At 41.6% G+C, this 23,124-nt stretch carries 20 protein-coding genes; 8 read left to right on the top strand and 12 right to left on the bottom strand.

Annotated elements, in window-relative coordinates; translation table 11 throughout:
• The 4 genes from rpoN to CYQ88_RS10110 form a co-directional block, all read left to right on the top strand.
• Positions 1–1,096: RNA polymerase factor sigma-54 (gene rpoN / locus CYQ88_RS10125; protein WP_101841234.1), on the top strand; the 1,096-nt coding region annotated here is incomplete at its 5' end.
• A gap of 28 nt (positions 1,097–1,124) precedes the next feature.
• Positions 1,125–2,057 (top strand): hypothetical protein, encoded by a 933-nt coding sequence (locus CYQ88_RS10120; RefSeq protein ID WP_101841233.1) that lies wholly within the window; start codon positions 1,125–1,127, stop codon positions 2,055–2,057.
• Positions 2,058–2,137: 80 nt separating this feature from the next.
• Positions 2,138–2,839, top strand: coding sequence for a response regulator transcription factor (locus CYQ88_RS10115; RefSeq protein WP_101841232.1), 702 nt, complete (start codon positions 2,138–2,140; stop codon positions 2,837–2,839).
• Positions 2,840–2,897: 58 nt separating this feature from the next.
• Complete coding sequence (locus CYQ88_RS10110; protein ID WP_101841231.1) at positions 2,898–4,451, top strand: ATP-binding protein; 1,554 nt, start codon at positions 2,898–2,900, stop codon at positions 4,449–4,451.
• Between the two features lie 3 nt (positions 4,452–4,454).
• Here CYQ88_RS10110 and pyrF read toward each other — a convergent pair whose 3' ends face one another.
• The 11 genes from pyrF to gyrA all read right to left on the bottom strand — a co-directional run bounded on the left by pyrF (position 4,455) and on the right by gyrA (position 16,819).
• Positions 4,455–5,168 carry an orotidine-5'-phosphate decarboxylase gene (gene pyrF / locus CYQ88_RS10105; RefSeq protein WP_101841230.1) on the bottom strand — a complete coding sequence of 238 codons (714 nt, stop codon included), beginning with the start codon at positions 5,166–5,168 and terminating at the stop codon, positions 4,455–4,457.
• Between the two features lie 9 nt (positions 5,169–5,177).
• Positions 5,178–5,537, bottom strand: coding sequence for a LapA family protein (locus CYQ88_RS10100; RefSeq protein WP_143483786.1), 360 nt, complete (start codon positions 5,535–5,537; stop codon positions 5,178–5,180).
• 63 nt (positions 5,538–5,600) lie between these two features.
• On the bottom strand, positions 5,601–5,906 hold the full coding sequence (locus CYQ88_RS10095) for an integration host factor subunit beta (protein WP_101841228.1): 306 nt from the start codon (positions 5,904–5,906) through the stop codon (positions 5,601–5,603).
• A 123-nt stretch (positions 5,907–6,029) separates the two neighbouring features.
• Positions 6,030–7,703 (bottom strand): 30S ribosomal protein S1, encoded by a 1,674-nt coding sequence (gene rpsA / locus CYQ88_RS10090; RefSeq protein WP_101841236.1) that lies wholly within the window; start codon positions 7,701–7,703, stop codon positions 6,030–6,032.
• A 218-nt stretch (positions 7,704–7,921) separates the two neighbouring features.
• The gene (gene cmk / locus CYQ88_RS10085; protein ID WP_101841227.1) at positions 7,922–8,590 is read right to left on the bottom strand and encodes a (d)CMP kinase; all 669 of its coding nucleotides are present in this window, start codon (positions 8,588–8,590) and stop codon (positions 7,922–7,924) included.
• Between the two features lie 8 nt (positions 8,591–8,598).
• Entirely contained in the window at positions 8,599–9,948 is a 1,350-nt protein-coding gene (gene aroA, locus CYQ88_RS10080; protein WP_101841226.1) for a 3-phosphoshikimate 1-carboxyvinyltransferase, read from the bottom strand.
• A 38-nt stretch (positions 9,949–9,986) separates the two neighbouring features.
• Positions 9,987–10,862 (bottom strand): prephenate dehydrogenase/arogenate dehydrogenase family protein, encoded by an 876-nt coding sequence (locus CYQ88_RS10075; protein WP_101841225.1) that lies wholly within the window; start codon positions 10,860–10,862, stop codon positions 9,987–9,989.
• Entirely contained in the window at positions 10,859–11,962 is a 1,104-nt protein-coding gene (hisC, locus tag CYQ88_RS10070) for a histidinol-phosphate transaminase (RefSeq protein WP_101841224.1), read from the bottom strand. The genes CYQ88_RS10075 and hisC overlap by 4 nt, the downstream gene beginning before the upstream one ends.
• Positions 11,963–11,985: 23 nt before the next feature.
• Positions 11,986–13,086 (bottom strand): prephenate dehydratase, encoded by a 1,101-nt coding sequence (gene pheA / locus CYQ88_RS10065; RefSeq protein ID WP_101841223.1) that lies wholly within the window; start codon positions 13,084–13,086, stop codon positions 11,986–11,988.
• A 40-nt stretch (positions 13,087–13,126) separates the two neighbouring features.
• Positions 13,127–14,191 carry a 3-phosphoserine/phosphohydroxythreonine transaminase gene (serC, locus tag CYQ88_RS10060; protein ID WP_101841222.1) on the bottom strand — a complete coding sequence of 355 codons (1,065 nt, stop codon included), beginning with the start codon at positions 14,189–14,191 and terminating at the stop codon, positions 13,127–13,129.
• Between the two features lie 21 nt (positions 14,192–14,212).
• Positions 14,213–16,819, bottom strand: a complete 2,607-nt coding sequence (gene gyrA, locus CYQ88_RS10055) for a DNA gyrase subunit A (RefSeq protein WP_101841221.1) — start codon at positions 16,817–16,819, stop codon at positions 14,213–14,215.
• Positions 16,820–16,977: 158 nt separating this feature from the next.
• On the opposite strand from gyrA, the gene ubiG reads away from it, so the two are divergent.
• From ubiG to CYQ88_RS10035, 4 genes are all read left to right on the top strand, one after another.
• Positions 16,978–17,721, top strand: a complete 744-nt coding sequence (ubiG, locus tag CYQ88_RS10050; protein WP_233188866.1) for a bifunctional 2-polyprenyl-6-hydroxyphenol methylase/3-demethylubiquinol 3-O-methyltransferase UbiG — start codon at positions 16,978–16,980, stop codon at positions 17,719–17,721.
• A 35-nt stretch (positions 17,722–17,756) separates the two neighbouring features.
• The gene (locus CYQ88_RS10045) at positions 17,757–18,416 is read left to right on the top strand and encodes an HAD family hydrolase (protein ID WP_101841219.1); all 660 of its coding nucleotides are present in this window, start codon (positions 17,757–17,759) and stop codon (positions 18,414–18,416) included.
• Complete coding sequence (locus tag CYQ88_RS10040; protein ID WP_101841218.1) at positions 18,413–19,123, top strand: SDR family NAD(P)-dependent oxidoreductase; 711 nt, start codon at positions 18,413–18,415, stop codon at positions 19,121–19,123. Before CYQ88_RS10045 ends, CYQ88_RS10040 begins: the two co-directional genes overlap by 4 nt.
• A 220-nt stretch (positions 19,124–19,343) precedes the next feature.
• Positions 19,344–20,549 (top strand): tyrosine-type recombinase/integrase, encoded by a 1,206-nt coding sequence (locus CYQ88_RS10035; protein ID WP_101841217.1) that lies wholly within the window; start codon positions 19,344–19,346, stop codon positions 20,547–20,549.
• Between the two features lie 220 nt (positions 20,550–20,769).
• Here the strand turns inward: CYQ88_RS10035 and CYQ88_RS10030 are convergent, their stop codons facing one another.
• Positions 20,770–22,968, bottom strand: a complete 2,199-nt coding sequence (locus tag CYQ88_RS10030) for a methyl-accepting chemotaxis protein (RefSeq protein WP_101841216.1) — start codon at positions 22,966–22,968, stop codon at positions 20,770–20,772.
• Positions 22,969–23,124 lie beyond the last annotated feature (156 nt).

Raw genomic sequence — 23,124 nt, 5'->3', positions numbered from 1 at the left:
ACATGAGAAACTCCAATGGCAATCTGAAATCTACCCTTGGCAAGACAACCAAGCCATTATCGCCGATTATATTATTGACAATATCAATGATGAGGGGTTTATTCAGAATAGTCTTGATGAAATTTTGACCACGATTTCTGAAAATGAATCGGATATCGAATTAACCCTATCTGATATTGAATCGGTTCTCGCAATTATCCAACAATTTGAACCAACCGGTGTGGCAGCAAGAGACTTGTCGGAGTCTTTAATATTACAGTTAAAAGCTGAAAAACAAACCCCTTATGTGGTTACTGCCATCCAGCTAATTCGAGATAACTTTGAACTGCTTTCGACACGTGACTATAAACGTATCAAAAAAATCTACCTGTTGGATGAAGATGACTTAATGGAGGTCATTCAGACCATCCAAGGCATGAGTCCCAGACCAGGGCGCGCTTATTCCTCGATTCAAAGCGAAGTCATTATTCCCGACTTAAAAGTCTTTCGTCATAAAAATGGATTTATGGTTGAACTCAATCAAAATGCCTTTCCAAGACTCGCTATCAATTCTAGCTATATTGATATGGCCAATACCCTGTCTAACAGCTCTAACGAGGGCAAACAAATAAAAGAACAACTCCTTGAAGCTAAAGGATTGATTAAAAGCATTAAAAGTCGTGGCGAAACCCTGCTCCGGGTTGGGCGCTATATTATTGAAAAACAAGCTCGTTTTTTTGATGAAGGTGAACAGGCTATGCATCCAATGGTACTAAGAGATGTTGCCGAGTCGCTTGATCTTCACGAGTCGACGATTTCCAGAGCGACCAATCAGAAATATATCCAAACACCAAGGGGCACGTTTGAATTAAAGTATTTTTTCTCAACAGGTGTTTCTCAATATGGCAACGAGGATCAATCGGCCATTGCCATCAAATCTCATATTAAACAGCTCATTGAGAACGAAAATCCAGCTAAACCCTTAAGTGATAATAAATTAATGAGCTTATTAGAAGAAAAAGAAATTAATGTCGCTCGACGTACTATTGCGAAATACCGTGAGTCGATGAATATTCCTTCGTCTAGTGAACGCAAAAAAATGAACCAATTTAAGTAACCCCCTTTTAAAATAGTTAAGGTTTTTTATGATTCCAAAACAGCCAATCGAAATGCGTCAAGAGATGCGTCAACAACAATGGGAAGAGCAAGCCGACTTTAAAGAATATATGTCTGCAGTCAACCCACCCATGCCGCCGATAGATGTCATCGATTATCCAGCCGAATTACACCAACAAGGAGAGACTCGAGTTATTGGATTTGACCATTCTCAATCACTTGATGTCAACTATCCGGCGACCACTCCTAACCTCATGGCCAGTTTTTTAAGGATTCTACCGAATACCAGTCTTAAAACCGATGCGGTTGCCACCTCGCAGGTTTATTTTGTTATTCGTGGCAAAGGCAAAACCCAAATGTCTGAAGGCACCATTGAATGGAAAGCTGGCGACTTATTTACCTTGCCTGCCGTTGCTGATGCACTTCATACCGCTTCAGAAGACAGTGCACTTTACTGGGTACACGATGCCCCTTTATTAAAATATTTAGGCGTTCAGCCAACTGAAAAACGGTTTTCGCCTGTACTGTATACGCATGAACGTCTAACGCAAGAACTGAATAAAGTCCGTGAAGAAGCAGCTGGACGCAACCGTACCGGTGTTTTGCTTTCCAACCCGCATTGTCCTCACACGCTCACACTAACCCATACGCTTTGGTCTTTATATAATGCCTTGCCTGCGGGTGTCACGCAAAAACCGCATCGACATAATTCGGTTGCACTGGACTATTGTGTGTCCGCTGGCCCAGACACCTATACACTGATTGCCAAAGACATCGATGAAAATGGCGAGTTAGTCAATCCAATTAAAGCAAACTGGACGGCAGGATCCGTATTTGTGACGCCACCCGGCTGGTGGCATTCTCACCATAATGATTCAAATGAAGATGCTATTGTCCTGCCAATCCAAGATGCTGGAATCATCATGAATATGCAGGTCCTGGACTTCCAATTCATTCAGTAAGTTGCTTAAATAGCATGTCGTTAATTTCAATTGGCATGCTCTTAGCCGCCTAAAGCCTGAATTTTGGAGAAAATACATAGATGCAAAACAGTGACTATACCATCACGATTATTGAAGACGATGTCTTACAATTAGAAAACCTTGAGACAGCATTAAGCTCCCAAGGTTTTAAGGTAAATGGGTTTAGCAATCGCCAAGAGGCGGAAGCCAGTTTCAATGTATCCTTACCCGATTTAGTCATTTCAGATATCATTTTGGGTAATGAAATGGATGGCGGTTTTGATGTTGCTAAAAAATTACTGTCATACGATAGAGCCATTCCCGTTATCTTTTTGTCTGAGCGTCAATCGGAATTTGATATTCATACAGGACATGCGCTCGGAGCAATTGACTACCTTCCTAAACCGATTAGCTTAAGCGTGCTTACCATTAAAGTGAAAAACCTATTACGCATTACGGGTAGCGCTCACTCTGATCAGCATCAAGAAAACTCATTGATTGAAGGTTTGGAGCTGGCTCAAAATGAGTTTAAAGCTTACTGGCAAGCTCAGCCATTAGAACTGACAGCCACCGAATTTGAGATGTTGAAACAATTCGCCTTAACAGGGGAAAAGGGTGTCGTCACTTATGATCGACTTCAGGAATCGACTCAAGGCGTTGTCGAACGAAACACTATCAACACCCATATCTGCCGCATTCGATCTGCTTTTCGAAAGGTCGATCCCGATTTTAACTTAATCCATAATGAGTATGGACGTGGTTATAGTTGGTATCAAAAATAATCGAATTTAACTTTAAAATCACCAGGCCTGGTGGTTTTTATCGCATTAAGGGTGAGAAATGAATTTTCTAAAGGGCTATCGACTGCGTTTTTCAATACGAAGTCGATTTTTTATCCTACTGTTATTATTAACCGTTCTCCCCTTTCTTGCCTATAACTTTGCCGTTGACCTACATCGGTTATTGCTTAAAAATCAAGCTATTATTCAGCAACAAACCGTCATAAACCTTTCCTATATATTAGAAAACAGAACGGATTTATGGGCGCTACAAATTCAAGCGGGTAATCCAACTAGCCAATTATCACACTTAAATTTAGACAAATCAGCACTTTGGATTGTGAATGAGATTGGCCAGGTCACCTATGTCGTTGGCCGCTTAGAAAAGAACCACACCAATCTACAAAGCCGATCACTTTTTAGTCGACTAGGGCATTTTTTGATTAAATCACTCTCCACCATTATGCCCTTCTCTCTGCCCTACCCCTATCCTCAAAGTCGAACCCCTGAAACCTTCCTCGTTCAACAGGCAATCAATGGCCGAAGCTTTCAACAATATCGAATGAGCGTAGAAAATCAGCCCGTATCGCTTATGTCGGCTACGCCGTTAAAAGTCGGTAACCGCATTATTGGTGCGGTGGTATTAGAACAAAGCATGGATAGCCTATTAACCGAATCTCTAGAAACGTTTTACCGACTTATCGGTATTGGTGGACTGGTGTTTTTATTGGTTATCTTTGGTGCTATTCTGTATATCGCATCCCTATCCAATCGAATCGTGCGGCTTGATAAAGATGTTCGCAATACCTTTGATAATTATGGAAAGGTCAATCAATTTCAGTTTCCTGACAAAAAGCGGTTAGGTTATGATGACGAATTAGCGGATCTACGACATCATATCTATGAAATGCTGACACAATTAGCATCTTATGAGCGTTATCTAAAACAACTTCCTCGAACCTTGCGCCACGAAATTCACAATCCGCTTAACCGACTCTCCATGTCTTTATCCCTGTTGGAAAAGGATATTGATCACAAACAGGTCCACTACTCACAGCATGCCTTAAAACAACTAAAACAAATTATTGCTTCTTTATCAGAAGCCTCCAGCATTGAAGACAGTTTGCAGCAGCATACGCCAGAGACTTTTGATATCAGTGAAATGTTAAAACTCTATTTTGACAGCCTAGAAGAAATGCACTCGGCAGCCGAGATAGAAACGGATAACCAACTCAAAGAACCCGTTATCATTTCAGGCGATGGGTTTATGCTCGAACAACTGATGGATAAACTGATTGGCAATGCGAAAGATTTTAACGATCACAAGCACCCTATTTCAATATCGGCACACAAAACAGACAAATGCATTGTCATTGATATTAAAAACAGTGGCCCTTATTTACCGTCAGGGTTTGAAAAGCAAATTTTTGATGGCATGATGTCAATTCGCGAAGTCAACTCAGACGACCAAACCCATCTTGGGCTTGGCTTGTTTATCGTCAAACTAATTACCGACTTCCACCATGGCAAGATTGAAGCAAATAACCTAGTTGATCCAGATAAAAACTTTTATGGTGTTCAGTTCAAACTAACCTTGCCAGTTCAAACTGTTTAAAGATTAATCACTTGCAATCGATTGATTAATATTCGCCAATTCTGACAAGGGGTCAGCCGCTTGTGTAATCGGACGGCCAATCACCAGATAGCTTGAGCCAGCAGCCATGGCAGATTCAGGCGTCATAATACGCTTCTGATCATTAACGGCAGCCGTTTTAGGACGAATACCAGGGGTAACCAAACAAAAATCAGCACCCAACTGCTCTCTTAAAAGAGTCGCTTCTTGGGCAGAACAAACCACGCCATCCAAGCCTGAATCTTGTGCTAACCGAGCCAATCTCAATACATTCTGTTGAGGCGTTCCTGACAAGCCAACCTCTTCCAAGTCCTCCGCTTCCATACTGGTTAAAATGGTCACGGCAATTAACTTTGGTTGATGAGCACAGTTGGCGATTGCCTCTTTGGCTGCCATCATCATTTTTCGACCACCCAATGCATGAACATTCACCATCCACACCCCCATTTCGGCAGCTGCTTGACAAGCTTTAGCGACAGTATTGGGAATGTCGTGGTACTTTAAGTCTAGAAACACATCAAAACCACGAGCAATTAATTGCTTAACAAATTCTGGTCCTGCCAGCGCAAAAAGCTCCTTCCCCACTTTTAATCGACATGATTGAGGATCTAAGGTGTTTACAAAATCCAAGGCTTGAGACGTTCTTGCAAAGTCTAAAGCAATTAAAATTTTAGGATCAAATTCAGTAGTCTGGGTCATAACGAGCTCTTAATTATTCTGATTGTTTTCTATAACAAGTGAAGTCGGTAGGTTAGATTTGGTTTGTTGAGGAGGCTGTTTTTGTGCATCAAGCAACGATTTTTTCAAAGCAATGATTTCATTTAATTGCTTTTTCTCAGCCTTTTTTTGACGTTTTATTTGCCATTTAAGTTTAAGGGTTTGTGACAAGAAAATCACGCCGGCAGTTAAAAGTCCCGTTGCAAAAGCAATGACAATTAATAATGAAATTGGAAGTTCAATTTGGTACCAGTAAAGATCAAAGGGCACTAAGTCTGGATTCAAAACCCCAAGGAGAAAACCAAGGCCTAAAAAAAATAGGGTAATCGTGATAGAAATTAATTTTGTCATAAAAAAAAGGGCCACAATAATTTTGCAATCATTGTAACCCTTTTATCGACTTTGTTGAACGATTTAACCAATTATATCGGTGAAATCTTTTGCTTCGTCAACCCTGTCTCGCAAGAATTTGCCAGGCTTGAAGTGTGGTACGCGTTTTTCATCTAACTGCACCTTTTCACCCGTTTTTGGATTACGTCCGAGACGAGCTTTACGGTGATGCAGACTAAAACTACCAAAGCCACGAATTTCAATTCTGTCGCCTTCTGATAAGGAAACTATCATCGAGTCTAAGATTTGATTAACTGCTAATTCAACATCCTTTTGACTAAATTGGGTCTGTTTTCTAGCAATCAATTCAATTAATTCTGACTTAGTCATGATATTTTGTCTCTTTCTTCATTCATTAAAATGTAAAGTCAGCATTGGTGTTCAATACTTACCTTAACCGGAAAATTGAAAGGGTTTGGCGTTTAAAACAACAAGTTTTAAACGCCTTCCAATTTAATCGTCAGAAGAAAGTTGACCTTTTAGCAAGTCACCCAAAGTATTTTGAGCTTGAGGTTGATTTGAAGAGTAATCTTTAATGGCATTAGCTTCTTCTTGAGCTGCTTTTGCTTTAATCGATAAAGAAACATTACGATTCTTACGATCAACATTTACAATTTTAGCTTCAACTTGGTCACCGACCTTAAGAACCGATGATGCATCACGAGTATCTTCATCTAGTTCTGATGCACGCAAATAACCTTCAACATCATCCGCTAGATCAACAACCGCGCCTTTTTCGTCAACGGACTTAACGGTTCCGACAACAATGCTGTTCTTACCATTTTCAGCAACAAACTCACCAAATGGGTCTTGTTCAAGTTGCTTTAAGCCTAGAGAAATACGCTCACGATCAGGGTCGATTGATAAGATAATCGTTTCAAGCTCATCCCCTTTCTTGTATTCACGGACGGCTTCTTCACCTGGTTGTGACCAAGAGATATCCGTTAGGTGAACCAAACCATCAATATTACCGTCTAAGCCGATAAAGATACCGAAATCGGTAATTGACTTAATGCTACCAGTAATTTTGTCACCTTTTGAATGGGTTGCAGAGAAGGCTTCCCAAGGATTAACTGTACATTGCTTGATAGAAAGTGAAATACGACGACGCTCTTGATCGACATCCAAGATTTTGACTTTAACTTCTTGTCCAAGGTGAACCACTTTAGATGGGTGAATATTACGGTTAGTCCAATCCAATTCAGAGGTATGAACAAGACCCTCAATACCATCTTCAATCTCAATGAAAGCACCGTAATCAGTAATATTGGCCACTTTACCCATGATTTCAGAGCCCATAGGGTAACGAGAAACCATATCCGTCCAAGGATCTTCTTGAAGTTGTTTCATACCTAATGAAACACGGTTTTTCTCTTTGTCGAACTTCAATACCTTAACGTTAATTTCATCGCCAACTTGGATAACCTCAGAAGGATGATTAACACGACGCCATGCCATATCGGTAATATGAAGAAGACCATCGATGCCACCCAAATCAATAAATGCGCCGTAGTCTGTTAGGTTCTTAACAATCCCTTCAAGCACAACACCTTCTTCCATGTTGGCTAATAGTGCTTCACGCTCTACAGAGTTCTCAGCTTCGATCACTGCGCGACGAGAAACCACAACATTGTTACGCTTACGATCAAGCTTAACCAGTTTTAACTCAACTTCTTTACCTTCAAGGAAACCGAAGTCACGAATAGGACGAACATCCACAAGAGAACCAGGTAGGAAGCCACGAACACCTTCTACATCAACGGTTAAGCCGCCTTTAACTTTACCAGTCACAAGACCAGTTACAGTTTCGCTATCTTCTAGAGCCGTTTCCAAACGATCCCAAGTCTTAGCACGTTTTGCTTTTTCACGTGATAAACGGGTTTCACCGAAACCATCTTCTAAAGTTTCAAGGTAAACTTCAACCTCGTCACCAACGGCAACTTCAAGGTCTCCGTTAGCATCTTCAAATTGTGACTTAGGAATAGCAGACTCAGATTTCATACCTGCGTCAACTAGGACAGTTTCTTTGTCGATACCGACAACAGTACCGATAATTAAAGAACCGGTTTGGAATTTGTCTTCTTGCAAAGACTGCTCAAATAATTCAGCGAAAGATAATTCACTCATGGATAAGTTACCAAAATTTTCAAACCGACACTGTTTTTCAAATTGGGGTATCCAAATCAGTATCGGGTCAGTTGTTAATAGTCGGCCTCCCAATTAGCCGACAAAAAATAAATGTCATTAAAAATGACGTCATTATAAAAATACAAAATCCCCGTTCATAAAATGGAACAGGGATTTTTAAATCCTATAAATTCAATAAGTTAGCATCTAATCTTATTTCATTCAATCAACCCTTTTTGACGAATCTCATTTATAGCTTGTTCACAGACTTGTGATATAGATAAGTGCGTCGTATCAATCGTTAAAGCATCTGCCGCAGGCAATAATGGAGAGGCCGCTCGATTACGATCTCGCTCATCTCTTTCTTTAATATCTTGAGTTATTTTGCGAATATTAACATCAACTTCTTGATTTTTCAACTGATTAAGACGTCTTTTTGCTCTTTCTTCTGCCGTTGCTGTTAAAAACAATTTAACCGGTGCTTTTGGAAAGACCACGGTTCCCATGTCTCGTCCATCAGCAATTAACCCTGGTGGCTGAGCAAAGTCCTTCTGACGTTTTAACAATGCGGCTCTCACCTCGGGGATAGATGCAATTTTAGAAGCCGTTGCGGCAACGGTCTCAGTACGAATTTGCAAGGTAATATCTTCATCCTGATAAAAAGCCTTACCAGTCTCAAAGCGAACAGGTAAGTTTTCTGCCAAAGCCACCAGGCCTGGTAAATTTTCGATCGTTAAACCTTGTTTTTGCACGCCAAAAGCCAGACTTCGATAAATAGCGCCACTGTCCAACAAATGAAATCCTGTCTGTTCACACAAATATTGGGCAACAGTACCTTTTCCGACACCACTTGGCCCATCAATCGTGATAATACAATCTGTATTCATTTTATCCCCTAGTCCTTTTGGTGTGCTTGAATCTTCATACCGACCTCATTTGCTAACGCTAAAAAGGTTGGAAAAGACGTGTTGACGTTAGCACAGTCATCAATAGTCATTTCCGCAGCGGCATTCAAACCAGCAATCGCCATTGCCATTGAAATGCGGTGGTCATGATGACTTTCAATAATGGCCGCTTGTGGCGTTTGAGAACCACCATTGATAATCATACCATCGTCAGTGGCGGTCGCATCAATGCCCACCGCTTGTAATGCATCGGCCATAGCCTGAATACGATCAGATTCTTTGACACGCAATTCTTCTGCACCTGTTAAAACCGTCTGCCCTTCAGCCGCAGAGGCGGCAACAAACAAAACGGGAAACTCGTCAATTGCTAATGGAACCAGTGACTGAGGAATTTCGATACCTTTCAACTTTGATGAACGAACATGAATATCCGCTACTGGTTCTCCCCCCACAACGGCAGTATTTTCTAAGGTAATATCTGCTCCCATTAATTTTAAGATATCAATGACGCCCGTTCGGGTCGGGTTGATTCCAACATGCTCGATCACGAGGTCGGCTTCCTTGGCGATTGCTGCGGCGACCATAAAAAAGGCTGCAGAGGAAATATCGGATGGCACATCAATATCCATTGCCAGCAAGTGCCCACCGCCATCAAGGGTCATTTGTGCTCTCTCATTATCCAATTTTTCAGTGGTCACCTGATAGCCAAAGCCGCGTAGCATTCTCTCTGTATGGTCACGGGTTGGGGCGGGTTCAATTACGGAAGTTTGACCCTCTGCATAGAGCCCCGCGAGCAGAACACAAGATTTCACCTGTGCACTGGCCATCGGCAACTCATAATGAATTGCCGTTAATGGCGCATTATCTTGTCGAGGGCTAATCTTTAAAGGCGGCTTCCCCCCTTCTGCAGTTGAAATCTGCGCGCCCATTTTAGACAGTGGCAAGGTTACCCGCTGCATTGGTCGCTTTGATAAAGATGCATCGCCGATTAATTCACATTCAAAATCTTGTCCCGCTAAAATACCCGCCATTAGGCGCATGGCGGTTCCTGAATTGCCCATATCCAAAGGCGAGTTAGGTGCTTTCAACCCTTTTAGACCAACTCCATGAATGGTAACAGCACCGTTGACAGGCCCTTCAATATCGACACCCATTGCTTGAAATGCCTTAAGGGTCGCCAAACTATCATCGCCTTCCAGAAACCCTGTTACATGGGTTGTTCCTTCTGCTATGGAGCCTAGCATAATACTTCTGTGAGAGATTGACTTGTCACCAGGAACTCGGATACGCCCTTTAATAATGCCGCCAGGTTGAACAATAAACTGAATATTTTTAGACATGAATCATTTTTTCCAATAGGTTATCAAATGGGGTTGCATTAACCCTTTCTAACAATGTGTGTATCTCGTGCTGTTTTCGCTTGGTCAAATAACTGAAAAAGCGCATCTCCCTGCTGATTATCGACCAAATCGATTAAGTGAGATAATTCGGCCTGGTAATGCTTTAGCCACTTACTAATAGCAGTTGGGTTGTTTAAAGCAATATCCCGCCACATAGTTGCATCACTGGAGGCAATACGAGTAAAGTCTCGGAAGCCGCCAGCTGTGTATTGAAAAACATTGCCTAACTCGGCGTGATCATTTAATAAATCGACTAATCCGAAAGCCAGTAAATGGGGTAAATGACTGGTAGCTGCCAGCACTTCGTCATGGTATTCAGGGGTCATTTCTGACACCTCTGCACCTAAAGCTCGCCACAGATCCGTCACCACTTCAACCGCCTTGGAAGACGTTTCATCGGTTGGCGTTAATATCACTTTATGATTCTGAAATAAATCTGCGCAGGCCGCTTCAACCCCACTTTTTTCTTTACCAGCAATGGGATGACCAGCAACAAATTGCGATGGAATTTGACCGAAAGCTTCTTGAACAGCGCTTAACACTGACGTTTTAGCGCTGCCCACATCCGTTAAAATCATTTCAGGTGTCAAATGCGGTTTTAACTGCTTCATTATAGCGGTCATTGCACCCAATGGAACCGCAATCAAAACTAAATCAGCACCTTTAACCGCCGCTGACAAGTCCATTTCATAATGGTCTATCACATCTAGTGCGACAGCTTGTTGTAAAACATCGGCATGGCGGCCATAGCCAACAATAGCATCAGCATAGCCTAATTGCTTCAATCCTTTAGCGAAAGAGCCTCCAATCAGCCCAACACCAATAATCGTAATTTTGTTTAATTTTATCGTCATAACAGTTCCGATAAGGCCTGAATGAAGTGCGCGTTTTCTTGTTCCAAGCCAATCGACACTCTCAAATACTCAGAAAAAGCCCCTTGTTTGGCTACAGGGCGAACAATCACCCCTTTTTCAAGCAACGCCTGATTTATCTGCGACGACTTGGGCCCTAGGTGAACGCAAATAAAGTTGGATTGGGACTCAATATAGTCCAAACCAACTTCTGAAAAATGATCGGTAAGTTGTTGCATTCCCGCATGATTTAGGCGAATGGTTTTTTCTACAAATTCACGATCAGCTAAAGCCGCTGTGGCAGCCACCTGTGCAATCTGATTAACATTAAAAGGCGCACGAATTTGATTGAGATAGCCAATTAGCTCTGACGAACCGACCATATAACCTAAACGCAATGACGCTAACCCATAGGCCTTTGAAAAGGTTCTAGAAACTAATAAATTTGGATAATCATCTAGGTAATCTAACCCATTGGCATACATCGGATCACGCACATACTCAAAATAAGCCTCATCCAGCACGACGATCACATGGCTAGGAACCTTAGCAATAAAATCACGCCATTCATCTTCTCTAAACAAGGTGCCTGTTGGGTTGTTTGGATTCGCTAAATAGATCACTTTCGTTCGATCGGTAATTGCGTCAGCCATCGCCGTCAAATCATGTCCCCAGTTTTTGGCGGGCACTTTAACGCCTGTCGCACCCACAACCTGCGCGCTGATTTCATAAACCGGAAAAGCATACTCAGAAAAAAGTATTTCATCCCCTTCACCCGCAAACACTCTCGCCACCAACTCTAATAGTTCATTCGAGCCATTTCCCAATGCTATCTCTTGAGGGGTTCTCTGTAAAAAGTCAGCTAGCGTATTTTTTAATACAAAACTGGCCCCATCAGGATAGCGACCAATATCCACTAGCGACGATTGTATCGCTTCAATTGCTTTTTCACTGGCACCTAATGGGTTTTCATTCGAAGCCAGCTTTGTAATTCTATTTAATTGATATTCGCGCTGACATTCGGAAATTGGCTTGCCAGGTTGATAAGCTTGAATTGCTTGAATATGTGGGAGAACCTGGTTTTTGAACAACGACTCTGACATTATGAATAACTTTTAATAAAAGATTAAGGTAAAGGAGATACTGGAAAGGAGCCCAATAATTTAAAGAAGCTGGTTTTCGCTGCGACTTCTTGAAGTGCTTCTGCTAACAAGGGATCTTTTTGGTGGCCCAGCACATCAACAAAAAATAGATAATCCCATTTTGCTTGATTTGAAGGCAGAGAAATAATCCGAGTCATGCTAATATCGCGCGTTGCAAAGCTTGATAACACATCCAACAAGGCTCCCGCCTTATTCGGCATCGACAAAATCATGGCTGTTTTATCATCACCACTTGGCTCAGTTAATTCTTTGCCAACCACCCAAAATTTTGTCGTGTTGTCCTTTCGATCTTCAATATGGCTTTCTAAAATTGAAAGCTGGTAAAGCTGTGCTGCTTGTTCAGAAGCAATGGCCGCTAAGGTTTCATCTTTCTGTGCCATTTGCGCTGCCAATGCATTTGAATCCACTGCTTCAACGACAACACCGGGTAAGTTATTTTTTAACCAATTTTCACATTGTCCCAAGGCTTGTGGGTGTGCGACCACCTTCTTAATAGATTCATGCCCGGTCGCCTTCGAAAGCAAACAATGTTCAATCAGGAGACTCACTTCGCCGGAGACCTTTAAGGGGCTGCCGAGTAAGGCATTTTGAGTTTGCTTAACAACCCCTTCGGTTGAATTTTCAACTGGCACTAGACCATAATTTGCCTCGCCTTTCTCAACCGTGTCAAAAACAGCTTCAATTGAAGAAACGGCATAAGGATGAACTGAAGAGCCAAACTGTTTTACCACTCCCGCATGGGTATAACTGCCTTCCGGACCCAAATAGGCAACCTTAATGGGCTGTTCTAAGGCGAGACAAACAGACATAATTTCACGAAATAATCTGGCCATATCATCATCGGGTATTAGCCCTTTATTCCGTGCTTTGACAGCTCTCAAAACCTGTGCTTCACGCTCTGGACGATAAAAAATCGCCTCTACTTGACCACCCTGGGTTTTGATATCAGCCACTTTTTGAGCAAACTCAGCACGACGAGAAATCAATGTTTGGATTTGTTGATCAACTTGATCAATTTCCTGTCGGATGTGATTTAATTGTTGCAACTCAAGATCATTCGGCATAAATACAGTTCATTTTAATTATTCAACACTCATCGTTCTATTAAGCGTTTTTTTGTTCAAAGACTTTCATAAAGTCTATTAATGCATCCACACCTTCTTCTGGCATGGCATTATAAATACTGGCTCTCATGCCACCATAAGCTTTATGACCTTTTAAACTCAACAAACCGGCAGACTTAGACTGTTGCAAAAAAGCGGCTTCTAAATCAGCAGATGACAATTTAAAGGTCACATTCATCCAAGAACGCACTTTTGGATCTACCTCATTTCGATAGAAGGTCGATTGATCAATAAACTCATAGAGTTTTTGTGCTTTTCTCTGATTGATTTTAGCCATGGCCTCAACACCGCCCTGGTCTTTAATCCAATCAAAAACCAATCCTGCTAAATACCATGAAAAAGTGGCTGGCGTGTTGAACATTGACTCATTGTCAGAGTAGGTTTGCCAATTCATTAAATTGGGGGTTTCGCTACGCGCTTGACCAAGCAAGTCGTCTCGGATAACCAAAATAGCCAGGCCTGCCGGGCCAATATTCTTCTGAGCACCTGCGTAAATCACGCCATAATCAGCGACATTGATGGGACGGGACAAAATAGTTGACGAAAAATCGGCAATAATCGGCTTATCCGATTGAGGAACCGATTGGAACTCAATACCGGTAATCGTTTCATTTTGGCAGATATGTAAATATTTCGCATCTTTTGACGTCTGCCACTCCGTTTGATCCGGAATCGTATTTTCAGCGGTCGCCACGACATTGACATTAACATAGCGTTTCGCTTCTTTAATCGCCTTTTGCGACCAAACGCCAGTATTAACATAGTCCACCACATCATCTGACTGCGTCAAGTTTAAGGGAATTCCAGCAAACTGCAAAGACGCGCCACCGTGCAAAAACAGTACCTTATAATTGTCTGGAATGGCCATAATCTCGCGCAATGTTGTTTCAACATGGCGTGCCAACGCCATAAATTCAGGACTACGATGGCTCATTTCCATCACGGACATGCCGGTTTGTTGCCAGTCCAAGAATTCGGATTGTGCTTTTCTCATCACCGCCTCAGGCAACATAGCTGGGCCGGCACTAAAATTAAATGCTCTCATTAAGTTTTTATTCTCTTGCGTTTATTCTGATAAGGTTTCATTTTCGATGTCAGTGCTAGTATCGGCTTCGTCGAGCCCTTCGATGGCCTCTATCAAGTCATCCTGGACATCGACAACGGCCAAACCAACAACCATTTCGCCAGAACCAACATTAATCAATTTCACCCCTTGGGTGTTACGCCCAACAACGGAAATTTCGGAGACTCGAGTACGAACCAACGTCCCCTTATTGGTAATCAAAACCACTTCCTGATCAGGTGTTACGACGACAGAAGACACAACTTTACCGTTCCGCTCAGACGTTTTAATAGAAATGACACCTTGACCACCACGATTAATGGTCGAATAATCATCTACTGGCGTACACTTACCAAAACCATGCTCTGTCGCGGTGAGGATAAGGGTGTCTGGTCGAGCCACCTGCATACTAATGATATTCATATCTTCTTTCAGCTTCATGCCGCGAACACCACGCGCTTGACGCCCCATAACACGCACATCATTTTCTTCAAAACGAATGGCCTTTCCGACATTACTAAACAACATAATATCTTGTTCGCCATCAGTGATAGCTGTTCCGACCAGTTCATCATCGTCTAACAAATCAACGGCAATAATCCCATTGGCACGCGGGCGTGAGAAATCTGACAACGCAACCCGTTTAACGGTTGATTTCTTGGTTGCCATAAACACAAAATAGCCATCAGAGAACTCTGATACCGGCAAGATGGAGCTTATGAACTCACCATCTTCTAATGGTAATATATTCACAATTGGCTTACCTTTAGAGCCTCGACTGGCTAATGGAAGTTGCCAGGTTTTTTGCCAATACAGTTTGCCGCGATTCGAGAAACACAACAACATATCATGCGTACTCGCGACCAGAATTTGACCGACTTCGTCATCTTCTTTCATTTGAGTTGCTGACTTGCCTCGACCACCCCGTTTTTGTGCTTGGTAATCGGATAAAGGCTGAGTTTTGATATAGCCATCTTGAGACAAGGTCACAATTCGGTCTTCAACCGCAATTAAATCTTCTGCATCCAAATCTTGATAAGAATGATCGATCTCGGTACGACGCTGGTCACCAAAGGTTTCAATAACTTCCAATAACTCATCTCGAACCACTTCCGTTAACCGATCCGGGTTCCGAAGAATGTCTAGGTATTCGGCAATTTTTAAAACTAGTTCACGGTATTCAGCAACAATCTTATCTTGTTCCAAACCGGTTAAACGGTGCAAGCGCATTTCTAAAATAGCTTGTGCTTGGGTTGGGGAAAGTTTGTATTTCGCTTCACCAGTTGCACCATAGCCTTCCGGCAAGTCCTCAGGGCGTACGTCTTGCATATCAACCTTCTCAAGCAAGTCGGCCAAATTCCCAATCATCCAATCCTTTTCAAGCATGCGTTCTTTCGCAACAACCGGACTTGGTGATGATTTGATAAGTTCAATCATCTCATCAATATTATTTAATGCCAGTGTCAAGCCTTCTAATAGATGTGCCTTTTCACGAGCCTTACGCAAATCAAAAATCGTCCGACGCGTAACCACTTCGCGTCTATGACGCAAAAACGCATCCAATATTTCTTTCAAGTTCAAAAGCTTAGGCTGACCATTAATCAAAGCAACCATATTAATACCAAATACAGTTTGCATGGTCGTTTGCTTATAGAGATTATTGATTAACACCTCAGGAACTTCACCTCTACGCACTTCAATAACAATGCGCATACCATCTTTATCAGACTCATCTCTTAAGGCAGAAATACCCTCAATTTTCTTTTCTTTAACCAGTTCTGCAATACGTTCTATCAGCTTCGCTTTATTCACCTGGTAAGGAATTTCATGAACGATAATGGAAGCTTTACCTTTCGCATCCATTTCAACACTGGTTCTTGCTCGCATTTGCACACGACCACGACCAGTTTCATAAGCTTCTCGAATGCCTTTTGTGCCATTAATAATGCCATAGGTAGGAAAATCGGGTCCTGGCAGGTACTCCATTAAATCAGAAATTTGTAAGTCAGGATTATCGATCAAAGCCACACAAGCATTAATGGTTTCATTTAGATTATGAGGTGGGATATTAGTTGCCATCCCAACCGCGATACCGGAAGAACCGTTCACTAATAAATTTGGGACTCGAGTAGGTAAGACATCTGGTTCGGATTCTGAACCATCATAGTTAGGCGTAAAATTAACCGTTTCTTTATCGAGATCTGCGAGCAATTCATGTGCGATTTTTGCCATACGCACTTCGGTATAACGCATCGCAGCAGGTGAGTCGCCATCAATTGACCCAAAGTTACCCTGTCCGTCGACCAGCATATAGCGCAATGAAAAAGGCTGAGCCATACGAACAATCGTGTCATAAACCGCCGTATCACCATGCGGGTGATATTTACCTATCACGTCCCCAACAATACGAGCTGACTTTTTGTAAGACTTATTCCATGAGTTTCCTAACTCATTCATTGCGTATAAAACCCGACGATGAACCGGTTTTAAACCGTCTCTTACATCTGGCAAGGCCCGTCCAACAATAACACTCATCGCATAACTCAGATAAGATTGTTGCATCTCATCTTCTAATGAGATCGATAAAATTTCTCTCGCAAACTCTGACATAGAATTACAGTTTTCTTTATTGTTAAAATTAGCTGAACATTATACCCCAAATCAATCAATTCTCTCTAGGTTTAACAAGGTTTGAGCAAAAGAAATCAAGATATTGCTATAATGCCATTCAAGTAAATATACCCTAATACAAAACAATGAGTAAAGCCATGCAAAATGCCAACGCCTCAACGGAAAACAATGAAGGCCAAAATGCCGATCCGTCCGAGCTCGAAAACTTCAATCAACTCGCGCATACGTGGTGGGATGAATCGGGCCAATTCGGCGCATTGCATAAAATAAACCCGGTTAGAATTGACTTTATAGAACAGCACAAATCAATTGAAAACAAGCTTGTTTTAGATATTGGGTGCGGGGGTGGAATATTGTCTGAAGCCTTAGCCAGTATTGGAGGCAAAGTAACCGGAATAGATTTAGCCGATGAAGTACTGACCATTGCCAAACTGCATAGTTTGGAATCCGGAATCCCTGTTGATTATGTACTTGAAAGTGCTGAAGAACATGCTCAGAAACACCCCAATCAATATGACATTATTACCTGCATGGAGATGTTAGAGCATGTTCCTGATCCTAGCGCTATTATCAGAGCGGCTGCACACATGGTCAAGCCAGGCGGCTGGGTATTCTTATCAACCTTAAACCGGAATCTAAAATCCTATCTATTAGCGATTGTCGGCGCGGAACAGCTATTTAACTTAGTTCCCAAGGGGACTCATAACCATCAGAAATTTATCCAGCCAGCGGAAATCGATAGCATGGCAAGACAGACAGGCTTGATATTGAAACAAGGTTCTGGAATTGATTTTTCGCCTTTTTCTCCGCCCAAGCTAAATGATTCTCTAGCGGTTAATTACTTATTGGCTTACCAAAAGCCCAATGACAAATCACACTAAAACTCCCCTGCTAACCGAGGCTCTTAAAAAACACTATGTCAATTAAATGTATTCTGTTTGATCTAGACGGCACTCTATTAGACACGTCCTATGATTTTGCTTATGCGCTTAATCAAGTCTGCCAACACTTTAACCAACCTGAAATCCCCTTTACAACCCTACGACAAATCGTTTCTCAAGGGGGCTTAGCCATGACACAGTTGGCTTTCCCTAGCCTATCAGGGGAAGCACTAGAGCAAAAACGACAATTTTTTTTGAAATGCTATCATGACAATATTGATCATCACACTCGGATTTTTCCAGGGTTAGATATAGGGTTAGCTAGCCTGGCTAAAGCCGATTTTCCTTGGGGAATTGTCACCAATAAACCAGGCTGGTTAACCGAGCGGTTATTATCCAATATCCACTTTCCTTCATCTCCTAAAGCCATCGTTTCCGGCGACACCCTTGACGTGCGCAAGCCACACCCGCACCCCTTATGGTTAGCGGCAGAGCAATGCGGTATCGAACCCAGTCAATGTTTATATATTGGAGACCACCTAAGAGACATTGAAGCTGGAAAAAATGCTGGGATGAAAACGGCCGCCGCCTTGTTTGGTTATATACCAGAAAACACGGTGATCGATGATTGGCAAGCCGATTATGTCTTTTCCACCCCAATTGAAATCAGTCACTTTATACGGGATTTAATATGACAACACAAAAAATCTATTTAATTACTGGCGCAGGTCAGGGACTTGGACGTAGCCTTGCGCTAAATTTAGCTCAAACAGCCTGCCAAATCATTCTACTAGACAAAGACCTGGGCGCACTCAATCGCGTCTATGATGAAATCACTCAATCAGAAGAACTACTAGCAGAGCCCAGTTTATACCCGATTGATTTGTTAGGGGCCAATATTGATCACTATCGCGAACTCACTGAAACCCTAAAAAAGTCCTTTGGGCAACTCGATGGCGTATTCCTTAATGCAGCTAGCCACCCTGCTTTCACTCCTATCCAACACTTTGATATGGCACAATGGTACGAAGTCTTACACACTAATCTAAATGCAAACTTCCACCTCATTCAACAGACTTTGCCTCTATTGTCAGCAAGTAAAAACCCTTTTTTAGTCGCTATCGTAGATAGGAGTATCGATGAACATCCTGCCTATTATGGTGCCTATGGTGTTGCCAAAGCGGGTCTTGAACAACTAATGAAAAGCGTTGCCGCTGAAATGCCAAACAGTGGCATTCAATTCTACACCGCAAAGTTGGGGCCTTTTCAGTCAAAGACTCGATCCATTTTATTTCCAAGTGAAGATCCGACCGAACTACCAACCAGCGACCAAAAAGCGCAGGAATTACTCAACCTTGTGCAAGAAGGACTTTCTTCTGAACATATCCATAAGTTGAATTAAGAAAAGTAGGTAAAAACAGCCAGGCCTGGCGGCTGAATTATCACATTTTTCATACATAGTAAATACCCTTTTTCTACTAAAAAGCCCATTTTTATGGGTTTTTTGGCATTTTTTCTCTCAATTTTATTCTTATTTTTTCAAATCCCTATATTAAGAAACGTCTTTGTACACAGCAATGTACACAGAATCTTTTTAAATTTTCTTTATACAGGGGATTATTATGCCTAAGATTGCAGAACCAATTACATTATTTAAACTCAACTGTTTTATCGATGATGCCAAGCATCAACGAACTAAAAGGCTATCAGATGGTCATGTACCTGGCCTGAGATATGATACAAAAAAGTCCGGCGTTGCAGTCGTTCTTAAATATAAAAAAACAAATGGTAAATATTCGAGCCATACACTTGAGGTATTAAAGTTTCAAAGCATCACAAAGTCCAAGCTCTCCGAGATTCGCAAGCAGGCAATGCAACTTAAAGCTGGGTTTGAAGAAAAAATCCAGATTTGCCAAGGTTCCACCGATAAAACACTGGTTGAACTGTTTGCTCTTCATCAAGCTGATTTCTCTAAACAGTATCGTCACTCAAATAATCTGCGTTCATATTCAGCCCCTGGAACAATCAGAATTCTCAAAGCGGTATTTAGAAAATATACTTTCTTCAATGATTTGCCACTACATGATTTTAATGAACAAACGGAATTGAATTTTATAAATATGGCTCAAATTCCAATTCTTGGTCGTAAAAAACAAATCAAGCTTGAAACTATCCGAAAATACATATCGGCTCTCAGAAGCTTTTTAAGGTACTTAGTTTCGATTGGTGAGATAGAAGTATTCCCATTTGGGAAATATCCATTAAAAGACACTTCTGTTGAGAAAAAGACTGCTATTAATCCGGAACGCTTTAAAGAATTAGCTGATTTCTTATTTGAGATGAATAATCAAGCATCAGATTTCTATTATTTACTTTTGACAACTGGCGCAAGAAAAAATGAAATTACCGAATTAAAAAAACATAACATCAACCTTGTTGACAATATCTTGCAACTGGATAAAACCAAAAACGGTAAAGCCAGAAATGCGTATATCTTGAATGAGCGTATGAGAGAAGTTCTCCTTCGCAATCAGAATAATCATTCTGAATACCTATTTTATGACCCTTGTTCCAAGCATGGGATTGTCAATATTGATGAGATTACCGCTATGATTAATGAACACTTTAATCTAGCAGAGTTTACAGCTCATTCAGCAAGGCACAGCTTCGCAGTGTATTTATATGATTTGAACGTCGATATCAACTCGATTAAAGACCGCTTAGGTCACAGTTCCATTCAGCAGACTTTACGGTATTTGGGAAGCCTTGATGTTTTCAAAGAAGAAAAGGCAAAGCAGGTGAATTCGCTAATTGCGGGCGCTTTTTAGTCTTAAACTTAAACCCCTTATTTTATCCCCGGTATTTAGGCTTTTCATACTGGGGAGAACTGAGTTTTCATACTCTTTGAGATTCAGAATCAATTTCGGCTAAATTGAAACTGAATTCTTTTGCCATCAGAATAATTTCTGTAACAACCCCCATTATTGCAACGGGTATTACAGGTAATATGCCCCTATTTTAGACAATAGAGGCATTCGTTATTAGAAATTAAAAGTCATCCCATTCATCATCCTTGTCACTGGTTGGTGCGAGTTTTGATGGTAATGCAGGGGAGGACTTTGGTTGAGTAGGTGCTTTTGCTACAGCCTTCGGTGCTGCTAATCTAGTCGATCCTTTATTACCAGAAGCGTTGACGGTGAAGAAAGCCATATCTTCTTGTAAAATGCGAGCTTGTTCACTCAGGCTTTCTGCTGCCGCTGAGGTTTCTTCAACCAGTGCCGCATTTTGCTGTGTGCCTTCATCTATTTGCGTAATGGCAGCGTTGGCTTGCTGAATGCCTGCCATTTGTTGTGAAGAGGCTTCTGCGATTTGTTCAATCATATTGGTGACATTGTCAACCGATTCACTAATGGTGGTGAGCATTTCGCCAGATGCGGTGGCTAATTTGGTACCATCGTCAATACGGGTGACACTTTCATTAATCAAGTTCGTAATGTCTTTTGCCGCATCCGCAGCTTTTTGAGCCAAAGAACGTACTTCACCAGCAACTACGGCAAATCCACGACCATGATCACCTGCTCTTGCCGCTTCAACAGCCGCATTCAATGCTAACAGGTTGGTTTGGAAGGCAATGCCATCAATCAGTGAGACAATATCCGAAATCTTGTGGCTAGATTCCTGAATTGCATTCATCGCCTCAATGGTCTGCTGCATGACCTGAACCCCTTCATTCGACTTTTGCTGTACTTCGTGAGCGACAGAAGTGGCTTCTTTGGCGTGTTGGGTATTATTGGTTACGGCTGAACTCATTTCTTCCATGGTCGCAGAGGTTTGTTCTGCAGCGGCAGCGTTTTCCTGTACCCTTTGACTTAAATTCATCGAACCTTGAGATACTTCAGAGGCTGCACCATTCACAACTGAGGTTGCATTCAATGCTTTAGTCACCACCTCGCTTAAACGCTGGTTCGATTGATTAATCGAGTTTTTCAAACGTAATAACTGGCCTTGGTAATCATTGGTGATACTGTGGGTTAAATCGCCTGAAGCAATCGCTTCGATATTAAAAACAGTGTCTTCAATAGCGTTTTCTAGGGCATCCATCGAGCGGTTAATGTTTTGCTTTAAACTGTCCATCTGACCTGATGCAGCACTGGAAACTCGTGCATCAAATTCACCCTGGTTAATTTTTTCCATAACCTGGTTAATGTCTTCAACAATGTCAAAAATGGAATCCAAAGCGGATTCCACTTGCTGACGGAATGCATCAGGTACATCCTTATCCATTTTGGCATCAAATCGTCCTTGAGAGAGTGCGGTCATAATTTTTTCCAGTTCTGACATCATAAATGCAACACTTTCAGCGGAATTGTTAATACCCTGTTTTAAATTGTTTAAGTCTCCTTGATAGTCATTAGTGATCCTTTGCTTAAAATCACTTTTAGCGATAGCAGAAACAACCCGGTTTGCATCTTCGATGCCCTTAGAAACCGCTTCGAGAAGATGGTTGAATGCGCTGGAAACCTGTCCAATTTCATCATTGCGAGTGACCGTGGCTCGAAGCGAAAGATCGCCTGTGTTTTGAACCTGTTGCGCTGTGTTCACAAGGTTGTTTAATGGTCGTGTAATCGCAATCAGGGTGATTCTGGACAGTAATATGGCGACGATTAAAATGAGGATGGCTAAGGTAGTCGCTAGCCATAACATGGTTTCATAACTTTCATTCGAGGTATCATTTATCTTTTTTGATTCTCGAAGCTGTAGATTAATGAGTTCAGAGATGACGCCAGAAATGGGATCTATAGCAGGGTAGAGCTTGTCGATACTAAATTGGGTGATGCCCTGCTGGTCTCTGTTATCAATCATGGCCAGCAGTTGTTGAGACTGTTGATCTGCAAATGACATTAAAGACTGGGCTTTGTCTGCAAGCTTCGCCTCTTCATCTGTCAGTGTGGTGTTCATATAGCCTGACCATAAACGCTGAATATCAGATTGGGCACTGAGAATATTATCTTTGGCTTGTTGCCAGGTTAGATTGCCATTACGCAGTTGATGGTTGGTATCCACGATATTGACGGCATAAGCATCTGCAATTTTTTTCAAATCCTCAAGCGGGACTATTCGATCAACATAAAGGTGTTTTAAATCGGTGTTATTGCTCTTCATAATCGATAAACCGGTTATCACGGCAATAATAGCAAACGCCAATAAAAAACTGACCAATAACAACATACGTGCGCGAATATTCATTTTTTATGCCTCAAACAAGTCCAATAAATTATTACGATTTTAATCAAGAATAATAACAAGTAATTGTGATAGCGACAAGAAAACGTGCGATTAAGATTCTATATGGAGACTAAAAAAACTGCTATAGATTAAATAAAGTGAGACCTTTGCAAAATT

The sequence above is a fragment of the Hydrogenovibrio sp. SC-1 genome, from assembly GCF_002848135.1.
In the GTDB taxonomy this organism is placed as follows: domain Bacteria; phylum Pseudomonadota; class Gammaproteobacteria; order Thiomicrospirales; family Thiomicrospiraceae; genus Hydrogenovibrio.
Note: the sequence above shows the minus strand (reverse complement) of the source record. Positions and strands in the feature narration are given on the sequence as shown.

Excerpts from the sequence above, each read along its gene's own strand:
- CYQ88_RS10120 (WP_101841233.1), top strand. The coding sequence starts at position 1,125 with ATGATTCCAAAACAGCCAATCGAAATGCGTCAAGAGATGCGTCAACAA.
- CYQ88_RS10115 (WP_101841232.1), top strand. The coding sequence starts at position 2,138 with ATGCAAAACAGTGACTATACCATCACGATTATTGAAGACGATGTCTTA.
- CYQ88_RS10110 (WP_101841231.1), top strand. The coding sequence starts at position 2,898 with ATGAATTTTCTAAAGGGCTATCGACTGCGTTTTTCAATACGAAGTCGA.
- pyrF (WP_101841230.1), bottom strand. The coding sequence starts at position 5,168 with ATGACCCAGACTACTGAATTTGATCCTAAAATTTTAATTGCTTTAGAC.
- CYQ88_RS10100 (WP_143483786.1), bottom strand. The coding sequence starts at position 5,537 with ATGACAAAATTAATTTCTATCACGATTACCCTATTTTTTTTAGGCCTT.
- CYQ88_RS10095 (WP_101841228.1), bottom strand. The coding sequence starts at position 5,906 with ATGACTAAGTCAGAATTAATTGAATTGATTGCTAGAAAACAGACCCAA.
- rpsA (WP_101841236.1), bottom strand. The coding sequence starts at position 7,703 with ATGAGTGAATTATCTTTCGCTGAATTATTTGAGCAGTCTTTGCAAGAA.
- cmk (WP_101841227.1), bottom strand. The coding sequence starts at position 8,590 with ATGAATACAGATTGTATTATCACGATTGATGGGCCAAGTGGTGTCGGA.
- aroA (WP_101841226.1), bottom strand. The coding sequence starts at position 9,948 with ATGTCTAAAAATATTCAGTTTATTGTTCAACCTGGCGGCATTATTAAA.
- CYQ88_RS10075 (WP_101841225.1), bottom strand. The coding sequence starts at position 10,862 with ATGACGATAAAATTAAACAAAATTACGATTATTGGTGTTGGGCTGATT.
- hisC (WP_101841224.1), bottom strand. The coding sequence starts at position 11,962 with ATGTCAGAGTCGTTGTTCAAAAACCAGGTTCTCCCACATATTCAAGCA.
- pheA (WP_101841223.1), bottom strand. The coding sequence starts at position 13,086 with ATGCCGAATGATCTTGAGTTGCAACAATTAAATCACATCCGACAGGAA.
- serC (WP_101841222.1), bottom strand. The coding sequence starts at position 14,191 with ATGAGAGCATTTAATTTTAGTGCCGGCCCAGCTATGTTGCCTGAGGCG.
- gyrA (WP_101841221.1), bottom strand. The coding sequence starts at position 16,819 with ATGTCAGAGTTTGCGAGAGAAATTTTATCGATCTCATTAGAAGATGAG.
- ubiG (WP_233188866.1), top strand. The coding sequence starts at position 16,978 with ATGCAAAATGCCAACGCCTCAACGGAAAACAATGAAGGCCAAAATGCC.
- CYQ88_RS10045 (WP_101841219.1), top strand. The coding sequence starts at position 17,757 with ATGTCAATTAAATGTATTCTGTTTGATCTAGACGGCACTCTATTAGAC.
- CYQ88_RS10040 (WP_101841218.1), top strand. The coding sequence starts at position 18,413 with ATGACAACACAAAAAATCTATTTAATTACTGGCGCAGGTCAGGGACTT.
- CYQ88_RS10035 (WP_101841217.1), top strand. The coding sequence starts at position 19,344 with ATGCCTAAGATTGCAGAACCAATTACATTATTTAAACTCAACTGTTTT.
- CYQ88_RS10030 (WP_101841216.1), bottom strand. The coding sequence starts at position 22,968 with ATGAATATTCGCGCACGTATGTTGTTATTGGTCAGTTTTTTATTGGCG.